Annotated in this window: 14 protein-coding genes and 1 pseudogene; all 15 read left to right on the top strand. The window is 60.6% G+C overall.

Annotation, left to right across the window (positions count from 1 at the left end; genetic code table 11):
* Position 1: 1 nt before the first annotated feature.
* The 15 genes and pseudogenes from Q9Q94_RS10675 (at position 2) to Q9Q94_RS10605 (ending at position 18,583) form a co-directional block, all read left to right on the top strand.
* The gene (locus Q9Q94_RS10675) at positions 2-871 is read left to right on the top strand and encodes a prephenate dehydrogenase/arogenate dehydrogenase family protein (RefSeq protein ID WP_305980049.1); all 870 of its coding nucleotides are present in this window, start codon (positions 2-4) and stop codon (positions 869-871) included.
* 4 nt (positions 872-875) lie between these two features.
* Positions 876-2,162: pseudogene (aroA, locus tag Q9Q94_RS10670) on the top strand (3-phosphoshikimate 1-carboxyvinyltransferase); the annotation flags it as partial.
* Positions 2,163-2,169: 7 nt separating this feature from the next.
* On the top strand, positions 2,170-3,888 hold the full coding sequence (gene argS / locus Q9Q94_RS10665; protein ID WP_305980048.1) for an arginine--tRNA ligase: 1,719 nt from the start codon (positions 2,170-2,172) through the stop codon (positions 3,886-3,888).
* The gene (gene cmk / locus Q9Q94_RS10660; protein WP_371929840.1) at positions 3,888-4,565 is read left to right on the top strand and encodes a (d)CMP kinase; all 678 of its coding nucleotides are present in this window, start codon (positions 3,888-3,890) and stop codon (positions 4,563-4,565) included. Before argS ends, cmk begins: the two co-directional genes overlap by 1 nt.
* A 106-nt stretch (positions 4,566-4,671) precedes the next feature.
* Complete coding sequence (gene rpsA, locus Q9Q94_RS10655; protein ID WP_305980047.1) at positions 4,672-6,381, top strand: 30S ribosomal protein S1; 1,710 nt, start codon at positions 4,672-4,674, stop codon at positions 6,379-6,381.
* Between the two features lie 20 nt (positions 6,382-6,401).
* Positions 6,402-6,686 carry an integration host factor subunit beta gene (locus Q9Q94_RS10650; protein ID WP_305980046.1) on the top strand — a complete coding sequence of 95 codons (285 nt, stop codon included), beginning with the start codon at positions 6,402-6,404 and terminating at the stop codon, positions 6,684-6,686.
* Positions 6,687-6,772: 86 nt separating this feature from the next.
* Positions 6,773-7,081 (top strand): lipopolysaccharide assembly LapA domain-containing protein, encoded by a 309-nt coding sequence (locus Q9Q94_RS10645; RefSeq protein WP_305980045.1) that lies wholly within the window; start codon positions 6,773-6,775, stop codon positions 7,079-7,081.
* Positions 7,082-7,087: 6 nt separating this feature from the next.
* Positions 7,088-8,263: a lipopolysaccharide assembly protein LapB gene (gene lapB / locus Q9Q94_RS10640; protein ID WP_305980044.1), complete on the top strand. Its 1,176-nt coding sequence runs from the start codon at positions 7,088-7,090 to the stop codon at positions 8,261-8,263.
* Positions 8,264-8,302: 39 nt separating this feature from the next.
* Positions 8,303-9,625 carry a UDP-glucose/GDP-mannose dehydrogenase family protein gene (locus tag Q9Q94_RS10635; protein ID WP_305980043.1) on the top strand — a complete coding sequence of 441 codons (1,323 nt, stop codon included), beginning with the start codon at positions 8,303-8,305 and terminating at the stop codon, positions 9,623-9,625.
* The gene (rfaE1, locus tag Q9Q94_RS10630; protein WP_305980042.1) at positions 9,622-10,572 is read left to right on the top strand and encodes a D-glycero-beta-D-manno-heptose-7-phosphate kinase; all 951 of its coding nucleotides are present in this window, start codon (positions 9,622-9,624) and stop codon (positions 10,570-10,572) included. Before Q9Q94_RS10635 ends, rfaE1 begins: the two co-directional genes overlap by 4 nt.
* Positions 10,573-10,577: 5 nt before the next feature.
* On the top strand, positions 10,578-11,582 hold the full coding sequence (rfaD, locus tag Q9Q94_RS10625; RefSeq protein WP_305980041.1) for an ADP-glyceromanno-heptose 6-epimerase: 1,005 nt from the start codon (positions 10,578-10,580) through the stop codon (positions 11,580-11,582).
* A 45-nt stretch (positions 11,583-11,627) separates the two neighbouring features.
* Positions 11,628-12,059 (top strand): helix-hairpin-helix domain-containing protein, encoded by a 432-nt coding sequence (locus tag Q9Q94_RS10620; RefSeq protein WP_305980040.1) that lies wholly within the window; start codon positions 11,628-11,630, stop codon positions 12,057-12,059.
* Positions 12,060-12,199: 140 nt separating this feature from the next.
* Positions 12,200-12,523, top strand: a complete 324-nt coding sequence (fdxA, locus tag Q9Q94_RS10615) for a ferredoxin FdxA (protein WP_305980039.1) — start codon at positions 12,200-12,202, stop codon at positions 12,521-12,523.
* Positions 12,524-12,620: 97 nt separating this feature from the next.
* On the top strand, positions 12,621-15,308 hold the full coding sequence (locus Q9Q94_RS10610) for a PD-(D/E)XK nuclease family protein (RefSeq protein WP_305980038.1): 2,688 nt from the start codon (positions 12,621-12,623) through the stop codon (positions 15,306-15,308).
* The gene (locus Q9Q94_RS10605) at positions 15,305-18,583 is read left to right on the top strand and encodes an exodeoxyribonuclease V subunit beta (RefSeq protein ID WP_305980037.1); all 3,279 of its coding nucleotides are present in this window, start codon (positions 15,305-15,307) and stop codon (positions 18,581-18,583) included. Before Q9Q94_RS10610 ends, Q9Q94_RS10605 begins: the two co-directional genes overlap by 4 nt.
* Positions 18,584-18,667: the final 84 nt, after the last annotated feature.

Genomic DNA, 18,667 nt, shown 5'->3' with positions numbered 1-18,667 from the left:
GATGTTCAAGCGTGTTGTCATCTGTGGAGTCGGCCTTATCGGTGGATCCTTTGCGCTAGCGCTTCGCCAAGCCGGTCTCGTGGAAACCCTTGTTGGGATTGGTCGTCGGAGGGAAACTCTCGAAGAGGCCCGCCAATTGGGGCTGATCGACGAGGTTGCAACGGATTGGAGTGTGGCTCTCAAGGGGGCTGATCTACTGTTGCTGGCCATGCCTGTTGGTCAGATGAATGCCGTGATGGCTGCTGCAGCCCCGCATCTGGAGCCTCAAACGCTGGTGACCGATGGTGGTAGCACCAAGGCGGATGTTTTCGAGGCGGTTTACAGTCATCTGAATCACCGTCTTGAAAATGTGGTGCCTGCGCATCCGATCGCCGGGGCTGAAAAAAGTGGTCCATCAGCTGCGTTTGCCGAGTTGTATCAAGGCAAGCGGGTAGTGCTGACCCCCTTGCCGGAAAATTCTCCGGAATCCATCGAGCGTATACGTGCTGCGTGGTCCGCTTGCGGCGCTATGGTGGGGCAGATGAGCCCGCAGGATCATGATCGGGTTTTCGCGGCGGTGAGTCATTTGCCGCATTTGCTGGCTTTTGGTTTGGTGCATGAAATCCAGGGGCGTGGCAATGCCGAACAGTTGTTCAGTTTTGCAGCTTCCGGGTTTCGCGATTTCACGCGTATTGCTGGCAGTCATCCGGAAATGTGGCGGGACATCTGTTTGGCAAACCGGCATGCTTTGCTGGCTGAGCTGGACGCCTATCTGACCGAACTGGCTTATCTGCGTGCCTTGCTGATGCAGGGCGACGGAGTGGCACTTGAATCCTTGTTTGCCGAGGCATCTGCTGCGCGCAATGCCTGGGCAGAAAAATACCTGAAATAGACTCATGGAATATCTGGATCTTAAACCCCTGTCGCAGGCGCAAGGGGTGGTGCGTTTGCCTGGCTCAAAAAGCATTTCAAACAGAACCCTCCTGCTGGCAGCCCTCTCCGAGGGAGTCACCGACATACGTGATCTGCTCGCCTCAGATGACACAGAGCGCATGCTCGACGCCTTGAATACGCTGGGCGTTTCAGTAGCCCAGTCTGGCGACAAGAACTATTGCGTCACGGGGGCTCCGCGAGGTTTTATCAACAAGGATGCCGGCCTTTTTCTCGGCAATGCCGGTACTGCTTTCCGTCCGCTGACGGCTGCCTTGGCGCTTTCTGGCGGCTCCTACAAATTGCATGGCGTTTCGCGCATGCACGAGCGGCCGATCGGTGATCTGGTTGATGGTCTGCGCCAGATCGGCGCGAACATTGAATATTTGGGTAATGAAGGATTTCCGCCACTTCAGATCCGTCCGGCCCAGATCAAGGCCGGTGGGGTGGTGAAAATCCGCGGCAATGTTTCGAGCCAGTTTCTGACTGCTTTGCTGATGGCTCTGCCGACCACTGGTGTCGAAACGACGGTAGAAGTGATCGGCGAGCTGATTTCCAAGCCCTATATTGAAATCACCTTGCGTCTGATGGCCCTGTTTGGTGTAGAGGTGCAACGCGAGGGCTGGCAGCGTTTCGTGATCCCGGGGGGGCAGCGCTATGTGTCTCCGGGTACGGTGTATGTCGAAGGTGATGCATCATCGGCCTCCTACTTTCTGGCTGCCGGCGCTATCGGCGGTGGCCCGGTTCGTGTGGAGGGGGTGGGGCGCAACAGCATCCAGGGTGATGTTGCTTTTGCTCAGGCGCTGGAGGCCATCGGTGCACAGATTGAAATGGGCGAGAACTGGATCGAAGCGCGAGCACCGATGAGTGGCAAGCTGCGTGCTTTTGATATGGATTTCAACCACATCCCGGATGCGGCGATGACGCTGGCCGTGGCTGCGTTGTTCTGTGATGGTCCTTGTCGCTTGAGCAATATCGGTAGTTGGCGCGTGAAGGAAACCGACCGTATCGCAGCCATGGCCAATGAATTGCGCAAGGTCGGCGCGACGGTGGAGGAGGGAGCAGACTGGCTGCGGGTGATGCCGCCCGCAAACCTCACGGCAAACGCCTCCATCGACACCTATGATGATCACCGGATGGCCATGTGCTTGTCCCTGGCCACCTTGGGCGGAGTGCCTGTCCGGATCAATGATCCGAAATGTACCGCCAAAACTTTTCCTGAATATTTCGAGGTTTTTGCCTCGGTAACCAAGTAAACCCATGAAGCAGACCCTGATTGAACTTCTGGATGCACGCGTCCGCGCCGCATTGACCGCAGTAGATTGTCCCGATGCGCCGGCCGTGATCCAGCCTGCCGGGCGTCCTGAATTTGGTGACTATCAGGCCAATGGCGTGATGGGGGCTGCCAAAGCTCGCAAGATGAACCCGCGTCAGCTGGCCGAGCAGGTGGTGGCGAAGCTCGATCTGGCAGGTATTGCCGACAAGCTGGAGATTGCTGGCCCGGGTTTCATCAATATCACTTTGGCACCGGAGTTTCTTGCGGGTCTGGCGAATGCTGCTTTGGTTGATGACCGTATCGGTGTGCCGCAGCCTGCCTCGCAACGTGTGATAGTGGATTATTCCTCACCCAATCTGGCCAAGGAAATGCATGTAGGTCATTTGCGCTCAACCATCATTGGTGACGCGCTGGCTCGCGTGCTGCGCTTCCTTGGGCATGAGGTGATTGCGCAGAACCATGTGGGTGACTGGGGAACCCAGTTTGGCATGCTGACGGCTTATCTGATCGAGTCGGAACAGGAGGGCGATGTCGCGCTGTCGGATCTGGAGGATTTTTACCGTCGCGCTAAACAGAAATTTGATGCTGATGACGCCTTTGCGATGCGAGCCCGCGAATATGTGGTCAAGCTGCAGGGCGGTGATGCGCAGGTTAATGCGCTGTGGCAGAAATTCCTTGATGTGTCGCTGCATCACTGTGAGGCTGTCTACGAAAAGCTGGGCGTGGGACTTGAGCGCAAAGATGTGCGTGGTGAAAGCGCTTACAACGACGATCTCCCGGTGGTGGTTGCTGATCTGCAGGCGAAGGGGCTGGCGGTTGAGAGCGAAGGCGCGCAGGTTGTTTTTCTTGAAGAGTTCAGCAACAAGGAAGGTGAAGCGCAGGCCTACATCGTGCAAAAGCAGGACGGCGGCTACCTGTATTCGACCTCGGATCTGGCTGCAGTGCGTTATCGGGTTGGTACACTCAAGGCGGATCGGGCGCTGTACGTGGTGGATGCACGTCAGGGCTTGCACTTCCAGCAGATGTTTACGCTGGCTCGCAAGGCAGGTTATGCATCGGATGTTGTGAAGCTGGAGCACGTCGGTTTTGGCGTGATGCTGGGTGAGGATGGCAAACCCTTCAAAACCCGCGCGGGTGGAACTGTAAAGCTGGCCGAATTGCTGGATGAAGCAGAACACCGGGCCTTTGCTCTGGTCAGCGAAAAGAATGCCGAAATGCCGGAAGCGCAGCGCCGTGAAATAGCACATGTAGTCGGTATCGGTGCGGTGAAATACGCGGATCTGTCGAAAAACCGAAACAGCGATTACGTCTTTAGCTGGGACAGCATGCTGTCATTCGAAGGCAATACCGCGCCCTATCTGCAATATGCCTATACGCGGATTGCCGGTGTTTTCAGACGTGCAGAAGGCTTTGATGCGAATGCGCAGATCGTATTGAACGACGAAGCCGAGCGTCAGCTAGCATTGATGCTAGCGCGCTTTGCTGAAGCTTTGCAGTCGGTGGCACGTGAAACCATGCCACATTTTTTGTGTATCTATCTGTACGAACTGGCAGGCCAGTTCATGCGCTTCTACGAAGCTTGTCCGGTACTCAAGAGTGAGGGTGCTGTGCGGGATAGTCGCTTGCGGCTGTGTGAGCTGACCGCGCGTGTCCTCAAAACGGGTCTGGGGTTGCTGGGTATTCAGGTTCTGGAGCAAATGTGATGGTGGCTGCAGTCCCCGTGATTGCGATCGATGGTCCGACCGCCTCAGGTAAAGGCACCGTCGCTGGCCTTGTGGCGGAGAGGCTGGGTTGGCATTACCTTGATTCGGGAGCCATCTATCGCCTGCTGGCGCTGGCTGCGCTCAAGCGTGGCCTGGATCTGACTGACGAAACAGGTCTGGCTGTTCTTGGGCGAGAGCTTGATGCAGGGTTTGTTGATGGCCGCATCTGGCTGGACGGAGAGGATGTGTCGCTGGATGTGCGGCGCGAAACAACTGGTAACGCTGCATCGAAAATAGCCGCGCTGCCAGCTGTGCGAGTGGCCTTGTTGGCGCGACAGCAAGCATTCTGTGTGGCCCCTGGCCTAGTTGCTGACGGGCGGGATATGGGATCAGTGGTTTTTCCGGCCTCCTTCCTCAAGATTTTCCTGACTGCGACGGCCGAGTCCAGAGCGGAGAGGCGCTATAAGCAGTTGATCGAAAAGGGATTGGCTGCTAATATCGACGATCTTCTACGCGATTTGCAGGAGCGTGATGCCCGCGATGCCTCGCGAGCCATTGCGCCTCTTCGACCGTGTGAAGACGCGATTGTGCTCGATACGACCAAGCTTTCCATCGATGACGCAGTGCATTTTGTGCTGAATCTCGCTGTACAGCGTGGTGTCGTGCCAGTCGCTTGAGTCTCCGGTAGCCGTTTGATGGTGTCTCATCTGTCTCCGGCCTGATTTTCCGGGTATTTCAATCCTTAACCTATGCCGTGCTTGCGCGGTACCGAGTCCTTTCCCTATGTCCACTTCTGCAACTGAAAGCTTTGACGAAAGCTTTGCCGCTCTCTTTGAAGAAAGCCTTAATCGCCAGGAAATGCGTGCTGGCGAAGTCATTACGGCTGAAGTCGTGCGTATCGACAACAACTTCGTTGTTGTTAATGCCGGCCTGAAATCCGAGAGCTACATCCCCCTCGACGAGTTCCGCAATGATCGCGGTGAACTCGAAGCTACTCCGGGCGACTACGTCCTGGTGGCAATCGAATCCCTCGAAGACGGCTACGGCGAAACCCGCCTGTCGCGCGACAAAGCCAAGCGCATCGCCGCCTGGAACTTCCTGGACAAGGCTTTGACCGATGGCGAATTGGTCAAGGGTGTTGTCACCGGCAAGGTCAAGGGCGGCCTGACCGTCATGACCAATGGTATCCGTGCGTTCCTGCCGGGTTCGCTGGTCGACATGCGTCCGGTCAAGGACACCACGCCGTTCGAAGGCAAGGAATTTGAATTCAAGGTCATCAAGCTCGATCGCAAGCGCAACAACGTTGTTGTGTCGCGCCGTGCCGTGCTTGAAGTGACCATGGGCGAAGAGCGTCAGAAGCTGCTGGAAAATCTGCAGGAAGGCACGATCGTCAAGGGTATCGTCAAGAACATCACAGACTACGGTGCATTCGTGGATCTGGGTGGTATCGATGGCCTGCTGCACATCACCGATCTGGCTTGGCGTCGTGTCCGTCATCCGTCCGAAGTGCTGACGGTTGGCGATGAAGTGACCGCTAAGGTGCTGAAATTCGATCAGGAAAAGAATCGCGTTTCGCTGGGCATGAAGCAACTCGGCGAAGATCCGTGGGTCGGCATTTCCCGTCGTTATCCGCAAGGCACCCGTTTGTTCGGCAAGGTTACCAACATTACCGACTACGGCTCATTCGTTGAAGTCGAGCAGGGTATCGAAGGTCTGGTTCACGTGTCCGAAATGGACTGGACCAACAAGAACATTCACCCGACCAAGGTTGTCCAGCTGGGCGACGAAGTTGAAGTGATGATTCTGGAAATCGACGAAGATCGCCGCCGCATTTCGCTGGGCATGAAACAGTGCATGGCAAATCCGTGGGACGAATTCGGCCAGAACCACAAGAAGGGTGACCGTGTGAAGGGCGCGATCAAGTCGATTACCGACTTTGGCGTGTTCATTGGTCTGCCGGGCGGTATTGATGGTCTGGTGCACCTGTCCGATCTGTCCTGGAGCCAGACTGGCGAAGAGGCAATCCGCAACTTCAAGAAGGGTGATGAGCTGGAAGCCGTTGTGCTGGCCATCGACATCGAGAAGGAGCGTATCTCTCTGGGTGTCAAACAGCTGGATGGGGATCCCTTCACTTCCTTCGTGGCCACTCACGACAAGAACAGTCTGGCTCGCGGCACCGTCAAATCGGTTGATGCGCGTGGTGCTGTTGTTGATCTGGGCGGTGACCAAGAGGGCTACCTGCGTGTGTCCGAGTTCTCTCGCGATCGCGTGGAAGACCTTTCAACCGTCCTGAAGGTTGGCGATACTGTCGAAGCGATGATCATCAACGTGGATCGCAAGACCCGCTCGATCAACCTGTCGATCAAAGCCAAGGACCAGGCCGAGCAGAACGAGGTCATGAGCAAGTTGTCTTCCGACAACTCCGCTGCCAGTGGTACGACCAATCTGGGCGCACTGCTGAAGGCCAAGCTCAATAACGCTCAGCAGCAATAAGCATTGCCGTGCCTGATAGCATGACCAAGTCTGAACTGATTGAGCGCTTGACCGCGCGCTTTCCGCAGCTTGGTGCGAAGGACGCTGATTTTGCGGTAAAGATGATTCTCGATGAGATGGCCGCGTGCCTTGCGCGCGGTCAGCGCATCGAAATCCGTGGGTTCGGCAGTTTTGGGCTCAATTACCGGCCGCCGCGCGTGGGACGCAATCCCAAGTCTGGCGACAAGGTGATGGTGCCTGAAAAGTATGTCCCGCATTTCAAGGCAGGCAAGGAGTTGCGTGAGCGCGTGGATCACGTCGAGTGATCTGCGGTTGTATTACCCGCTGAATGAAGAGGGCGGCCTTCGGGCCGCCTTCTTTTTTGTCTCAGCCTGAAGGATAATCACGCACCATGCAAATCCTGATCCGGCTGCTGCGTGCAGCGTTCCTAATATTCGCGTTCTGTGTCCTGTTCGGTTTTGCCATCAAGAATGATGGTCTGGTGACAGTTCACGCATTTTTTGACACTGACTGGCAAGTGCCGCTCGTGGTGGTAATGCTGCTGATGTTCGTTGCAGGAGTTTTGCTTGGTGTAACTGCTATTGCAGGAACTGCATTCATGTTGCGGCGCGAAGTTTCGCGCTTGCGCAAACTTGCTCCCGTAGTTTCTCCTTCAACCCGCCTGCGTGGGCGCTCCGGCGACTCTCAGGATTCTGTTTGATCATCCATGGACTTTGAACTCTGGTGGTTGTTGAGTTGGCCGCTCTTTTTTGGCTTGGGCTGGCTCGCCGCCCGCATCGACATCAAGCATCTGGTGCGCGAATCGCGAAGTCTGCCGCGATCATATCTGTCTGGCTTGAATTTTCTGCTGAACGAACAGCCGGACAAGGCGATCGATGCCTTTCTGGAAGCCGTCAAGATTGATCCCCAGACTGTGGAATTGCATTTTGCTCTGGGTAGCCTCTTTCGCCGACGTGGCGAACTGGATCGGGCTATCCGGATTCACCAGAGTCTGGTTGATCGTGAAGATCTGAGTGAAGAGCAGCGGTTCCAGGCCCTCGAAGAGTTGGGGCAGGATTACCTCAAGGCTGGTCTGCTGGATCGTGCCGAGTCTGTCTATCTGGGGCTTCGCGGCACTCCCAAGAGTGAAGTGGCCAATGATGCACTGCTGGAAATTTATCAGCAGGAGAAAAACTGGTTGCGTGCCATTGAAATTGCGCGTGACATGCCGCGTCGCGGGAGTCATCGCTGGGAAATTGACATCGCGCACTTTTATTGTGAACTCGCGGCCACCGCTCTGGCGCACTCTGATTTTGACGAGGCGCATCGCCAGCTTGCCCAGGCCCTGGAAACCAATCGCAAATGTGTTCGAGCCAGCCTGTTGCTCGGTGATGTGCTCGCCGGGCAAGGTAATGATGTCGCTGCTGTCGCGGCCTGGCAGGAGATCGGTGTGCAGGATCCGACTTATCTGTCTCTGGTTGCCGAGCGCTTGATGGATGTACAGCGCCGTCTGGGGCAGGAGGAGAAAGGGGCTCAGTTCCTTCGTACGCATCTGGGACAGACTCCTTCGCTTGATCTGCTGGAAATTGTTTTCAAGTGGGAAATCGAAAAGCAGGGGCCGGAAGCCGCTTACGCCCTGGTGCGCGATGAACTCAAGCGCAACCCCACCATGCTTGGGCTGGAGAAGTTGCTGGAAGCGGCCATCCACACGGTGGATGGTGACCGCAAGGGTGATGTCGAGCTGGTCAAAGGCTTGATTCATGGGCATACCCGCCGGGTGGCGCGCTACTGCTGCAAGGACTGTGGTTTCAAGGCACGCCAGTTTTATTGGCGCTGTCCGGCGTGTGGTGGCTGGGAAACCTATCCGCCCAAACGTACCGAAGAATTTGATCTGGCTATCTGAGCCTGATTACCCCTCATTTTTTCTGGGATGAAGTGAACGATGAAAATCACCGTTGTTGGTACGGGCTATGTAGGGCTGGTGTCGGGCGCTTGTCTGGCCGAAGTAGGCAATGACGTGCTGTGCCTGGATCTGGATGCCGAGAAAATCCGCATCCTGAAGGAAGGTGGAATTCCCATCCACGAACCGGGGCTGGACCAGGTTGTTGCACGTAATATTGCTGCGGGACGCCTGCATTTCACGACTGACGTGGAAGAAGCTGTGCGCCACGGCACCATCCAGTTCATCGCCGTGGGGACTCCGCCTGACGAAGATGGCTCGGCCGACCTCAAATACGTTCTGGCGGCTGCTCGCAATATCGGGCGCACCATGACTGACTATAAAGTCGTCATCGACAAGAGCACCGTGCCGGTTGGCACCGCCGACAAGGTTCGCGCGGCGATTGCTTCTGAACTCCAGAAGCGTGGCGTGGAAGTGCCTTACAGCGTTGTCTCCAATCCGGAGTTCCTCAAGGAAGGCGCTGCCGTGGATGACTTCATGCGTCCGGACCGTATCGTTGTCGGCGCAGAAGACGAACAAGCCATCAACCTGATGCGTGCCCTGTATGCGCCTTTCCAGCGCAATCACGAAAAGCTTGTGATCATGGATGTGCGCTCGGCTGAACTCACCAAATACGCCGCCAACGCCATGCTCGCCACGCGCATCAGCTTCATGAACGAGCTGGCGCTGCTCGCCGAAAAAATGGGTGCTGACATCGAACAGGTTCGTCAGGGAATTGGCTCTGATCCGCGCATTGGCTGGCATTTCCTTTACGCTGGCTGTGGTTACGGGGGGTCCTGTTTCCCCAAGGATGTCAAAGCCCTCATCAAGACTGCGGCTGATGCAGGTCAGTCCCTGAAAGTCCTGCAGGCTGTCGAAGATGCCAACGACGCGCAGAAGCAGGTTCTGGTCGAAAAGATCGTTGCTCGTTTTGGTGCAGATCTTCAAGGCAAGCATTTCGCCATCTGGGGCTTGGCCTTCAAGCCCAACACGGATGACATGCGTGAAGCTCCGAGTCGCGTGATCATTGACGAGCTGTTCAAGCGCGGTGCTACTGTCACTGCTTACGATCCGGTCGCCATGGACGAAACTCGCCGCATCTTCGGTAACGAGCCGCGTTTGAAGTATGCAGATCGCCCAATGGCGGCTCTTGAGGAAGCGGACGCGCTGGTGATCGTGACCGAATGGAAGGAATTCCGCAGTCCTGACTTCGCTGCCATCAAGACCGTACTGAAGAGCCCGGTCATTGTTGATGGACGCAACATGTACACCACCGATCTGCCGCGTGCTGCAGGGTTGGAGTACTACGGAATCGGCCGCAAATGAACATCTGTCATCCTCTGCCTGCAATGCCTGACACCAGCCGTGCGCGCGTGCTGGTTGTTGGTGATGTCATGCTGGACCGTTACTGGTTCGGTGAGGTCAATCGCATCTCGCCCGAAGCTCCGGTGCCGGTCGTGCATGTACAGCGCTCGGAAGAGCGTCCTGGCGGGGCTGCCAATGTCGCCCGTAACGCGGCCGCGCTGGGCGCCCGATGTTCCCTGCTGTCCGTGGTGGGAAATGATGAGCCGGCGCAGGCGCTGGAACGGTTGCTGGCGGATGATGGTGTCAGAACGCTGCTGCACCGCGATCCCTCCCTTTCCACAACCATCAAGCTGCGTGTGCTGGGGCGGCAGCAGCAATTGCTGCGGATCGACTTTGAAAATGCGCCAGCGCACGAAGTGCTGCGCGACAAGCTCGAAGCCTTCAAGACCCTGCTGCCTGAGCACGACGTGATCGTGCTTTCCGACTATGGCAAGGGCGGCCTTGCGCATGTTCAGGAAATGATCAAGCTGGCGCGTGCTGCCGGCAAGATCGTGCTGGTCGATCCCAAAGGGGATGACTACAGCAAGTATCAGGGTGCCAGCCTGCTGACGCCGAACCGCTCTGAGCTGCGCCAGGTCGTGGGCAGGTGGCGTGATGATGCCGATCTGGCTGAGCGGGCTCAGCGCCTGCGCGCCGAACTGAAGCTCGAAGCCCTGCTGGTGACGCGTTCGGAGGAAGGCATGAGCCTGTTTCGGACGGATGGTTCTTCCGTGCATGAAGGCACGCGCGCGCAGGAAGTGTTTGATGTTTCAGGCGCGGGCGATACGGTGATTGCCACGCTGGCTGTCATGCTCGCCAGTGGTACCAGCATGTTCGATGCCATGTGCCTGTCGAATCACGCAGCCGGTATCGTTGTCGCCAAGCTGGGAACCGCTACGGTTACGCTAGAAGAAATGCTCGCGGAGTAAAAACAATGTCTCGTTACTACATCGTCACCGGCGCAGCCGGCATGATCGGCTCGAATCTGGTTGCAGGCCTCAATGCTCGCGGCATCACCAACATCATCGCGGTCGACAACCTGACCAAGGGCGACAAGTTCCGCAATCTGGTCGATTGCCAGATCGCTGACTACATGGACAAGCACGACTTCCGCGATGCCCTGAATGCCGGCGCGTTCGACGGTGCTGTCGAAGCCATCCTGCATCAGGGCGCCTGCTCCAATACCATGGAGCATAACGGCCAGTACATGATGGACAACAACTTCCGCTACACGGTGGAAGTGCTGGACTTCTGCATCGCACAGAAAGTGCCGATGCTGTATGCCTCGTCAGCAGCCACCTACGGCGCCTCCAGCACATTCCGCGAAGAGCCGGAATTTGAAGGCCCGCTGAATGTGTACGGTTACTCCAAGGTGCTGTTCGACCGCGTGCTGCGCAGCCGCTGGAATGAGCTGACCGCGCAGGTTGTCGGCTTCCGTTATTTCAACGTGTACGGCCCGCGCGAAGAGCACAAGGCCGGCGCGGGTTCCTCGGTTGCCTTCAATGCCTTTCACCAGTTCCGCAAGGAGGGCAAGGTAAAGCTCTTCGTTGGCTGCGATGGTTATCCGGATGGCGGGCAGTTGCGCGACTTCATCTACGTCGAAGACGTGGTGCGTGCCAACCTGTTCTTCCTTGAAAATCCCGATAAATCCGGCATTTTCAACCTCGGCACCGGCAAGGCGCAGAGCTTCAACGATGTCGCGGTCGCTGTCGTCAACGCCTTCCGCGAACATGCCGCTCAGCCCGTGCTGACCCTGCCGCAGATGGTTGCCGAGGGGCTGATTGAGTACGTTGCTTTCCCGGATGTACTCAAGGGCAAATACCAGAGCTTCACCCAGGCAGACATCTCCCGCTTGCGGGCTGCGGGCTACACTGCGCCATTCAACGATGTCGCAACCGGCGTCGGCGAATACTGCAAGAAACTCATGGGGCGCCTGTAACAACATCAGGCTCCCCGGTTCCATTTCTGAAGAGGGGAGTCTGCAATGCTGAAAAAGCTGCTGGTAGGTCTCATTACCCTGATGGCCTCGGTCGGCATGGCCATTGCTGCGGTCAATATCAATACCGCAACACAGGAAGAGCTGGAGAGCCTGCCCAATATCGGCCCGGTCAAGGCCAAAGCCATCATTGATTACCGCAAGGCCAACGGTAACTTCAAAACCGTTGACGACATCAAGAGCGTCAAGGGTATCGGTGACATCTCTTTCGACAAGCTCAAGTCTCAGATCTCTGTAAGCGGCGCCACGGTGGTCGAGGCTGCCTCGGCAGCCAAGGCAGACAAGAAAGAGGCCAAGACCGAGAAGAAGGAACCCAAGGCAGACAAGAAGGCAGCCAAGGCTGAAGGGTCTGCTCCTGCCGCTGAGCAATCAGCGGCAAAGGCCGAGAAGAAAAGCAAGAAAAAGGACAAGAAAGACTGAACCCTCAAGTCTCTGATCCATAGCGCCCCGCATGCCGGGGCGTTTTGTTATGCAGGTATTCCGGGCGCGGGGGGCACGGCATGGCTACAATCAGCTATATTCGGGCCCGCACCATTCCCCACGACTGAAGAGAGACAGACATGACCTACGTAGTGACCGAGAACTGCATCAAGTGCAAATACACCGATTGCGTGGATGTGTGCCCGGTGGATTGTTTCCGCGAAGGTCCGAACTTCCTCGTGATTGATCCGGACGAGTGCATCGATTGCACCCTGTGCGTGGCCGAGTGCCCGGCTGAAGCCATCTTCGCCGAGGACGACCTGCCGGGAGATCAAGCCCACTTCACCGAGCTGAACGCCACCCTGGCCAAAGTCTGGCCGGCGATCGTCGAGCGCAAGGATCCGCTGCCGGACGCGGATGAGTGGAACAAGGTCGCTGACAAGCTTCAGCACCTGGAGAAGTGATTTCCTTGCGGGCCGCAATGGCTCGCAAGCGACAGAACAAGGCGCAGCGCCACCCCGGCCTGCGCCTTTTTATTGCCAATCGTGGCAGCATTGCGGCATGACGCTTGCCGTGAACAGCCTTGCCCCCGATAGCAGCTTCCTGCCTGCCTGTGCAGCGCACATCCTCGCCTTTGCCCGTCCCGCGCCGCTCTCCAGCGATCTCTCTCGCGCCAGTCTGCTGCTGCCCAATCTCAAGCTTGCCCCTGCGCTGAACCAGGCTCTGCTGGCCTGTGCCGGCGGCCCCTTGCTGCTCCCTCGCAGCAACACGCTTTCCGGCATGATCGAGCCTTGGCTTGCCGCGCAGCAACCCATGCCGGACGCACGCCGCCAGCTCATCCTGCACGCCTTGCTGCGGGGCCGCCCGGGGCTGGACGACGGCATGCTGTGGGATGTGGTTGCCGAGCTGACCCGGCTCTTCGACACCTTGACCGAGCATGCGGTGAAATTGCCGGATGACGAAGCCACGCTGCTTGCCCGACTCGAAACTGCTTTCGAGCTGAAGAACTCGCAGCCCCTGAATTTTGAGGCCAGCATCGTCAACACCCTGTGGCGTGCCGAATCGACCGGCGAAAATTCGCATGCCGTGGCGCGCCTGCTGGCCGCGGCACAGTGGATCGCACAGCTCGATGGGCCGCTGATCGTGATGCTGGAGTCGGCGGAGGCTGGCCCGCTGCAAGCTCTGATCGAAGCGGCCGCGCTGCGCGTGCCGGTGCTGGTGCTGCGGCCGGATCGCGCGCTGGCCGAAGGTGCCTTGCCCGAGCTGCTGCTGCGTGCCTGGCCGCTGGAGGGCGCGCAGCCTCTGCGGGAGCGTCTTGCCGGGTTTACGCCTGCGCAGCTCGATGCCGCTCGCCAGCGCCTGCAACTGGTCGCCGCCGAGAGCCTCGAAACGCTTGGCGAAGCCGTCGCCGATCAGGTGCTGGACTGGATCTGCGCCGGCAAGCAGCAGATCGCCCTGATTGCCTGCGACCGCCTCGCCGCACGCCGCGCGCGTGCCTTGCTGGAACGCGAAGGCGTGCTGGTGCAGGACGAAACCGGCTGGAAGATGGTCACCACGCGCGTCGCCGCCGTGGTGGATGCCTGGCTGGAAGTGCTGGCTTCGAACGCCTGGCACCGCGCGCTGATTGACCTGCTGCGCGCGCCGCTGCTCTTTGCCGATCTTGATCCGCTGGTGCGAGCGCAGGGGGTGGATGCGCTGGATCGACTGATCCGAGAATCCGGCATGAGCAACGGGCTGGAACGCCTGTGCGCGCTTGCCCGGAAAGACGCGCCCGCCGCGGTGCCACTGCTGGAGCGCCTGATCGCTGCCAGCGCCGTTATCAATCCGCAGCAGCAGGCGAGCATTGCCGACTGGCTGCGGCGCCTGCTCAAGAGCCTGGAATTGCTCGGCGCGCTGCCGCATTTCACGCAGGATCAGGTCGGCCGCAAGTGGCTGGAATGGCTGGAAGCCCGCACCGCCGAACTGTCTGCCGAGCAGGGCAGCTTCCGCTTCGCCGCCTGGCGCACCTGGTTCAATCGCCAGATGGATGCCGAGCTCTATCGCGACGAGAGCATCGACAGCCCGGTCATCATGACCCACCTCGCCGCCACCCGCCTGCGCAGCTTTGACGCCGCCATCGTCATTGGTGCCGATACCGAACATCTCGCGCCGCCCGCCGCGCCCGGCTGGCTCACCCACGCCGGTGTGCGTCGCGAACTTGGCCTGCCGGGGCTGGACGCCGAGCGCCGCCAGTTGCGCGAAGATCTCGCCGGCCTGCTGCTCGCCAGTGATGAGTCCGTCATCGCCTGGCAGAGCCTGCGTCGAGACGAAGCCCTGATGCCCGCCGCCGAGGTGGCCGTGCTGGAAGCCGCACTGGGCCTTGCTGTCGAAGGATGGGTGGTGAAGAAGGCCGTCGCACGCGGCTGTCCGGCCAGTGCCGAAATCGAACCTACCCGCGTGCCCGCGCCTTCAATTCCGTCCGGACGCGTGCCGGAGCGCCTCTCCGCCAGCGGGCTCAAGGCCCTGATCGACTGCCCGTACCGCTATTTCGCGCGCTACGTGCTGCGCCTGGCCGAGCTCGACGAGCTCACCGAAGGCATGGAGAAAAAAGACTTCGGCGAGCAGCTTCACGCCATCCTGCATCGCTTCCACTCCGAGCACCCGCGCCTTCAGGCTGAAACCGACGAAGTGTTGCTTGCCGCGCTGGAAGCCATCACCGAAGACGCCTTCGCCGAAGCCGTCAGCCGCAACTTTCAGGATCACGCCTGGCGCCTGCGCTGGCGCGCCCAGCTGGCCGACTACCTTGCCTGGCAGCGCGCGCGCGAAGCCGAGGGCTGGCACTGGCAGGCCGGCGAAGTGGATGCCGCACGCGAACACGAACTCGGCGCCGGCCGCAGCCTGCAGCTCATCGGCCGCATCGACCGTGTGGATACCCGTGCCGACGGCGAGCAGGCCTTGCTCGACTACAAATCCCGCGGACTCAAGCTGCTCAGGGATCAGGTCAAGGACCCGGACGACGTGCAGCTCGCCTTCTACACCCTGCTGCAAGGCACGCGCATCGCCGAAGCCGCCTACGTCGCCCTGGATGGCAATGAACTCGGTGCCGCCCCGCTCGACGCCCCCGAAGAACGCGCCGCCGCCCTGCAGGACTGCATCACCGAAAGCTTCAACGCCCTGCACGCCGGCGCCGGTCTGCCCGCACAGGGCACGGCGGGGGCTTGCCAGTATTGCGAGATGCGCGGGCTATGCAGGAAAGAGTGGACCGAATGAACGCAGAACAACGCATGGCTGATCGCATCAAGGCCCTCGACCCCGCCCGCAGCGTGGCGGTGGAGGCATGCGCGGGCAGCGGCAAGACCTGGCTGCTGGCTTCGCGTCTGCTGCGCCTGCTGCTGGAGGGCACCCAGCCCGGCGCGATCCTGGCCATCACCTATACGCGCAAGGCGGCGCGGGAGATCGAGGCACGGCTGCGCGGGCTGCTCGCCGAGCTGGCGACGGTGCCGGAGGCCGCTGCGCTGAAAATGCTGACCGAGCGTGGCTTGCCGCCGGCCGAGGCGCAGGCGCTGCTGCCCCGCGCGCGCGCACTGTTCGAGACGGTGCTGCATGCCGAGCCGGCGATCACGATCACGACTTTCCACGGCTGGTTTGCGCGTCTGCTCTCGGGCGCACCGCTGGAGAGTGGTGCGGCGGGGCGCACCCTTGACGAAGCCGCATCCAGCCTGCTTGACGAGGCATGGGCCGCGCTGGCGGCCGACTGTAGCCAGTCTCCAGCCGGTCCCCTCGCAGAAGCCCTGCTGTGGCTGTACGCCGAGCTGGGCGCGTCGAACACGAAGAAGCTGCTCAAGGGTTTTGTGGATCGCCGCGCGGAGTGGCGGGTGTGGGCGGATTCGCTGGGTGGCCTGCCGGGCGTGCTGGCGGCAAGCTTCGGGGTGGGCGCCGATCCGCTGGCTGAGCTGTTTGCGCCGCTGCGGCTGGATGAGCTGGAGGAGTTTGCCCGCCTGCTGGGGCTGAACACGGCGACGGATCAGGCGCTGGGTAATACGCTGGCGCAGGCGGTGGTGGATGTGCGCAATGCGGCCGGGGAGGCGCTGGATTCCGGCCTGCGCCGGAATGACGCCATTTTTGAAGTCGTGCGCGCCGCTTTCCTGACCAAGGAAAACGGTGCCCGCGCCCGCAAGCCCAGCGCGGCGCAGGCGAAACGCCTGAGTGCCGGCGGCGAGGAGCGCTACCTTGCCTTGCATGCAGCCTGGAGCGAGCGGCTGGTGGCGGCGTTGGGGGCGCTGCAGGATCAGCGCAACGCTGAGTACAACCACCGCGCGCTGCTGGTGGGCGAAGTCCTGCTGGCGAAGCTCGAAGAGCTGAAGCGCTCGCGCCGGGTGATGGATTTCTCCGATCTGGAAGCCGAGATCGATGCACTGCTGGCGCAGGAGGGCACGGCGGCCTGGCTGCAGGCGCGGCTGGATGCGCGCTACAAGCACATCCTGCTCGACGAGTTTCAGGATACCAATCCGCTGCAGTGGCGCATTCTGCGTGGCTGGCTGGATGCTTACACGGGCGCCGGGGCGCAGCGGCCGAGCGTGTTTCTGGTGGGCGATCCGAAGCAGTCGATCTACCGTTTCCGCCGCGCGGAGCCGAAGCTCTTTGCGGCGGCGGCCGAGTATTTCGCACGCGACTTCGGCGCCGAGCGCATCGGCAACGTGCATACCTTCCGCAACGCGGGGGGCATCGTCGCGCTGGTGAACGCGGTGTTCGACGGCGTGGCGGGCTTCACGCCGCAGACGACCGAGCATCCCGATCTGCCCGCGCGTGTCGAGTTGCTGCCGCTGATTCCGGCGGCGCCCAAGGGGACGGTCGCGGACGCCGGCGTGATGCGCCATCCGCTGGAGGAGGCGCGCGTCGACGCGGAAGATGTGCGCCGCGCCGAGGAGGCCGCCCTGATTGCGACGCGCATCAACCAAATCGTCGGCTGCTGGCTGGTGCGCTGCAAGCAGGGCGAGCGGCCGGCGCGCTACTCGGATGTGCTGATCCTGACGCGCCGCAAGACCCAGCTCGCGACGTATGAGGCGGCCCTGCGGGCGGCCGGGATTCCTTTTGTCAGCCCGGGGCAGGGCGGGCTGCTGCCGACGCTGGAGGCGCAGGATCTGCTCGCCGTGCTGCGCTTCCTCGCCGATCCGGCGGACAATCTTCGGCTGGCGCACAGCCTGCGGACACCGGCCTTCAACTTTACTGACGAAGATCTGCTGGCGATTTCCGCCGCACCCGGCGCCTGGTGGCCGGCGCTGCAACGCTTTGCGGCAGACGCCGAATCACCCGCCATGCAGCGTGCGGTGGCGCTGCTCAGCGGCTGGCTGGAGGCCGCCGCGCATCTGCCGGCACATGACCTGATCGACCGCATCTTCCACGAATCCGGCTGGTTCGCGCGCTGTCGTGCGGCCGTGCCGGCGGCGCTGTGGCCGGGCGTGCATGCCAACCTCGAAGCGCTGCTGGAACTGGCGCTGAACGTGGATGCGGGGCGCTACCCGAGTCTGACGCGCTTCGTCGATGAGCTGGCGCGTTTGTCCCGCTCCGATGAAGAGGCACCGGACGAGGGTCTGGTGGCGTCGGCCGGAGACGGGTTGGGGCGGGTGCGCATCATGACCATCCATGGCGCCAAGGGCCTGGAGGCGCCGATCGTGTGGCTGATCGATGCCAACTCGACGCCGCGCAGCGGCGAGGGCTACGGCGTGGCGATGGACTGGCCGGCGGATGCCAGTGGGCCGCGCCATTTCTCGCTGCTGGGCAAGCTGGCCGAAGCCGGGCCGGCGCGCCAGCCCTTGCTGGAAGCGGAAAAAGCCGCTGCTGAACGTGAGGAACTGAACCTGCTCTACGTGGCGATCACGCGGGCCGAACAGGTTTTCATCGTCAGCGGCATCGAACCGAACCGCGCGCAGAATGCAGTGACGCCGTGGAAGCGGATTGAAGCCGCCCTGTCGCAGATCGGCGCGCAGCAAGGTAGCGCGGGCGGGCTGCCTGAAGAGCCGCGTGCAGCGGACTTCTTCGGGCAGGCTGGTCTGCAAGCCAGACCCGATGCGGCTCTTCGGCAGGTGCCAAAAACGGGCAAACAACGCAGCGCGGCGCCTGCCGGGCTGGCGGAGAATGCGGCCGGCCTGGCTTTCGGCACCGCGATGCATGCCTGGCTGGAGGCGAAAAGCGCCGGCTGGCCACTGCCGCAAGTCGCTCCGGAGGTAGAGCGCGCCGCACGCGGGCTGTGCGAGCGCCCGGCGCTGGCGCGCTTCTTCGATCCTGCGCAGTACCTCCGCGCCGGCAATGAAACGGCCTACCTCGACGCCGCCGGCGAGCTGCGCCGTATCGACCGCTGGGTGGAATGCGAGGACGCGATCTGGGTGCTGGATTACAAGAGCGGCAAGGCGTCGGAAGAAACGCTTCTGGCGGATTACAGATTGCAGATTGCAGGCTATCGTGAAGTGCTGCGGACGATTTTCCCGGATCGCCCGGTGAAGGCGCTGCTGGTGTTTGCCGAGGGTGGCGAAATCCCCGTCGAGTGAGGCAGAGGCGAATTTTCAAGTCCGTTCGGCCCGAGTGGCACGAAGTGCTGTATCGAGGGTGGGGCCCATGCCTCGATACACGCC

It is taken from the genome of Uliginosibacterium sp. 31-16, assembly GCF_030730865.1.
In the GTDB taxonomy this organism is placed as follows: Bacteria; Pseudomonadota; Gammaproteobacteria; order Burkholderiales; family Rhodocyclaceae; genus Uliginosibacterium.
The sequence above is the reverse complement of the archived record's forward strand: the minus strand, read 5'-3'. Positions and strand labels throughout refer to the sequence as shown.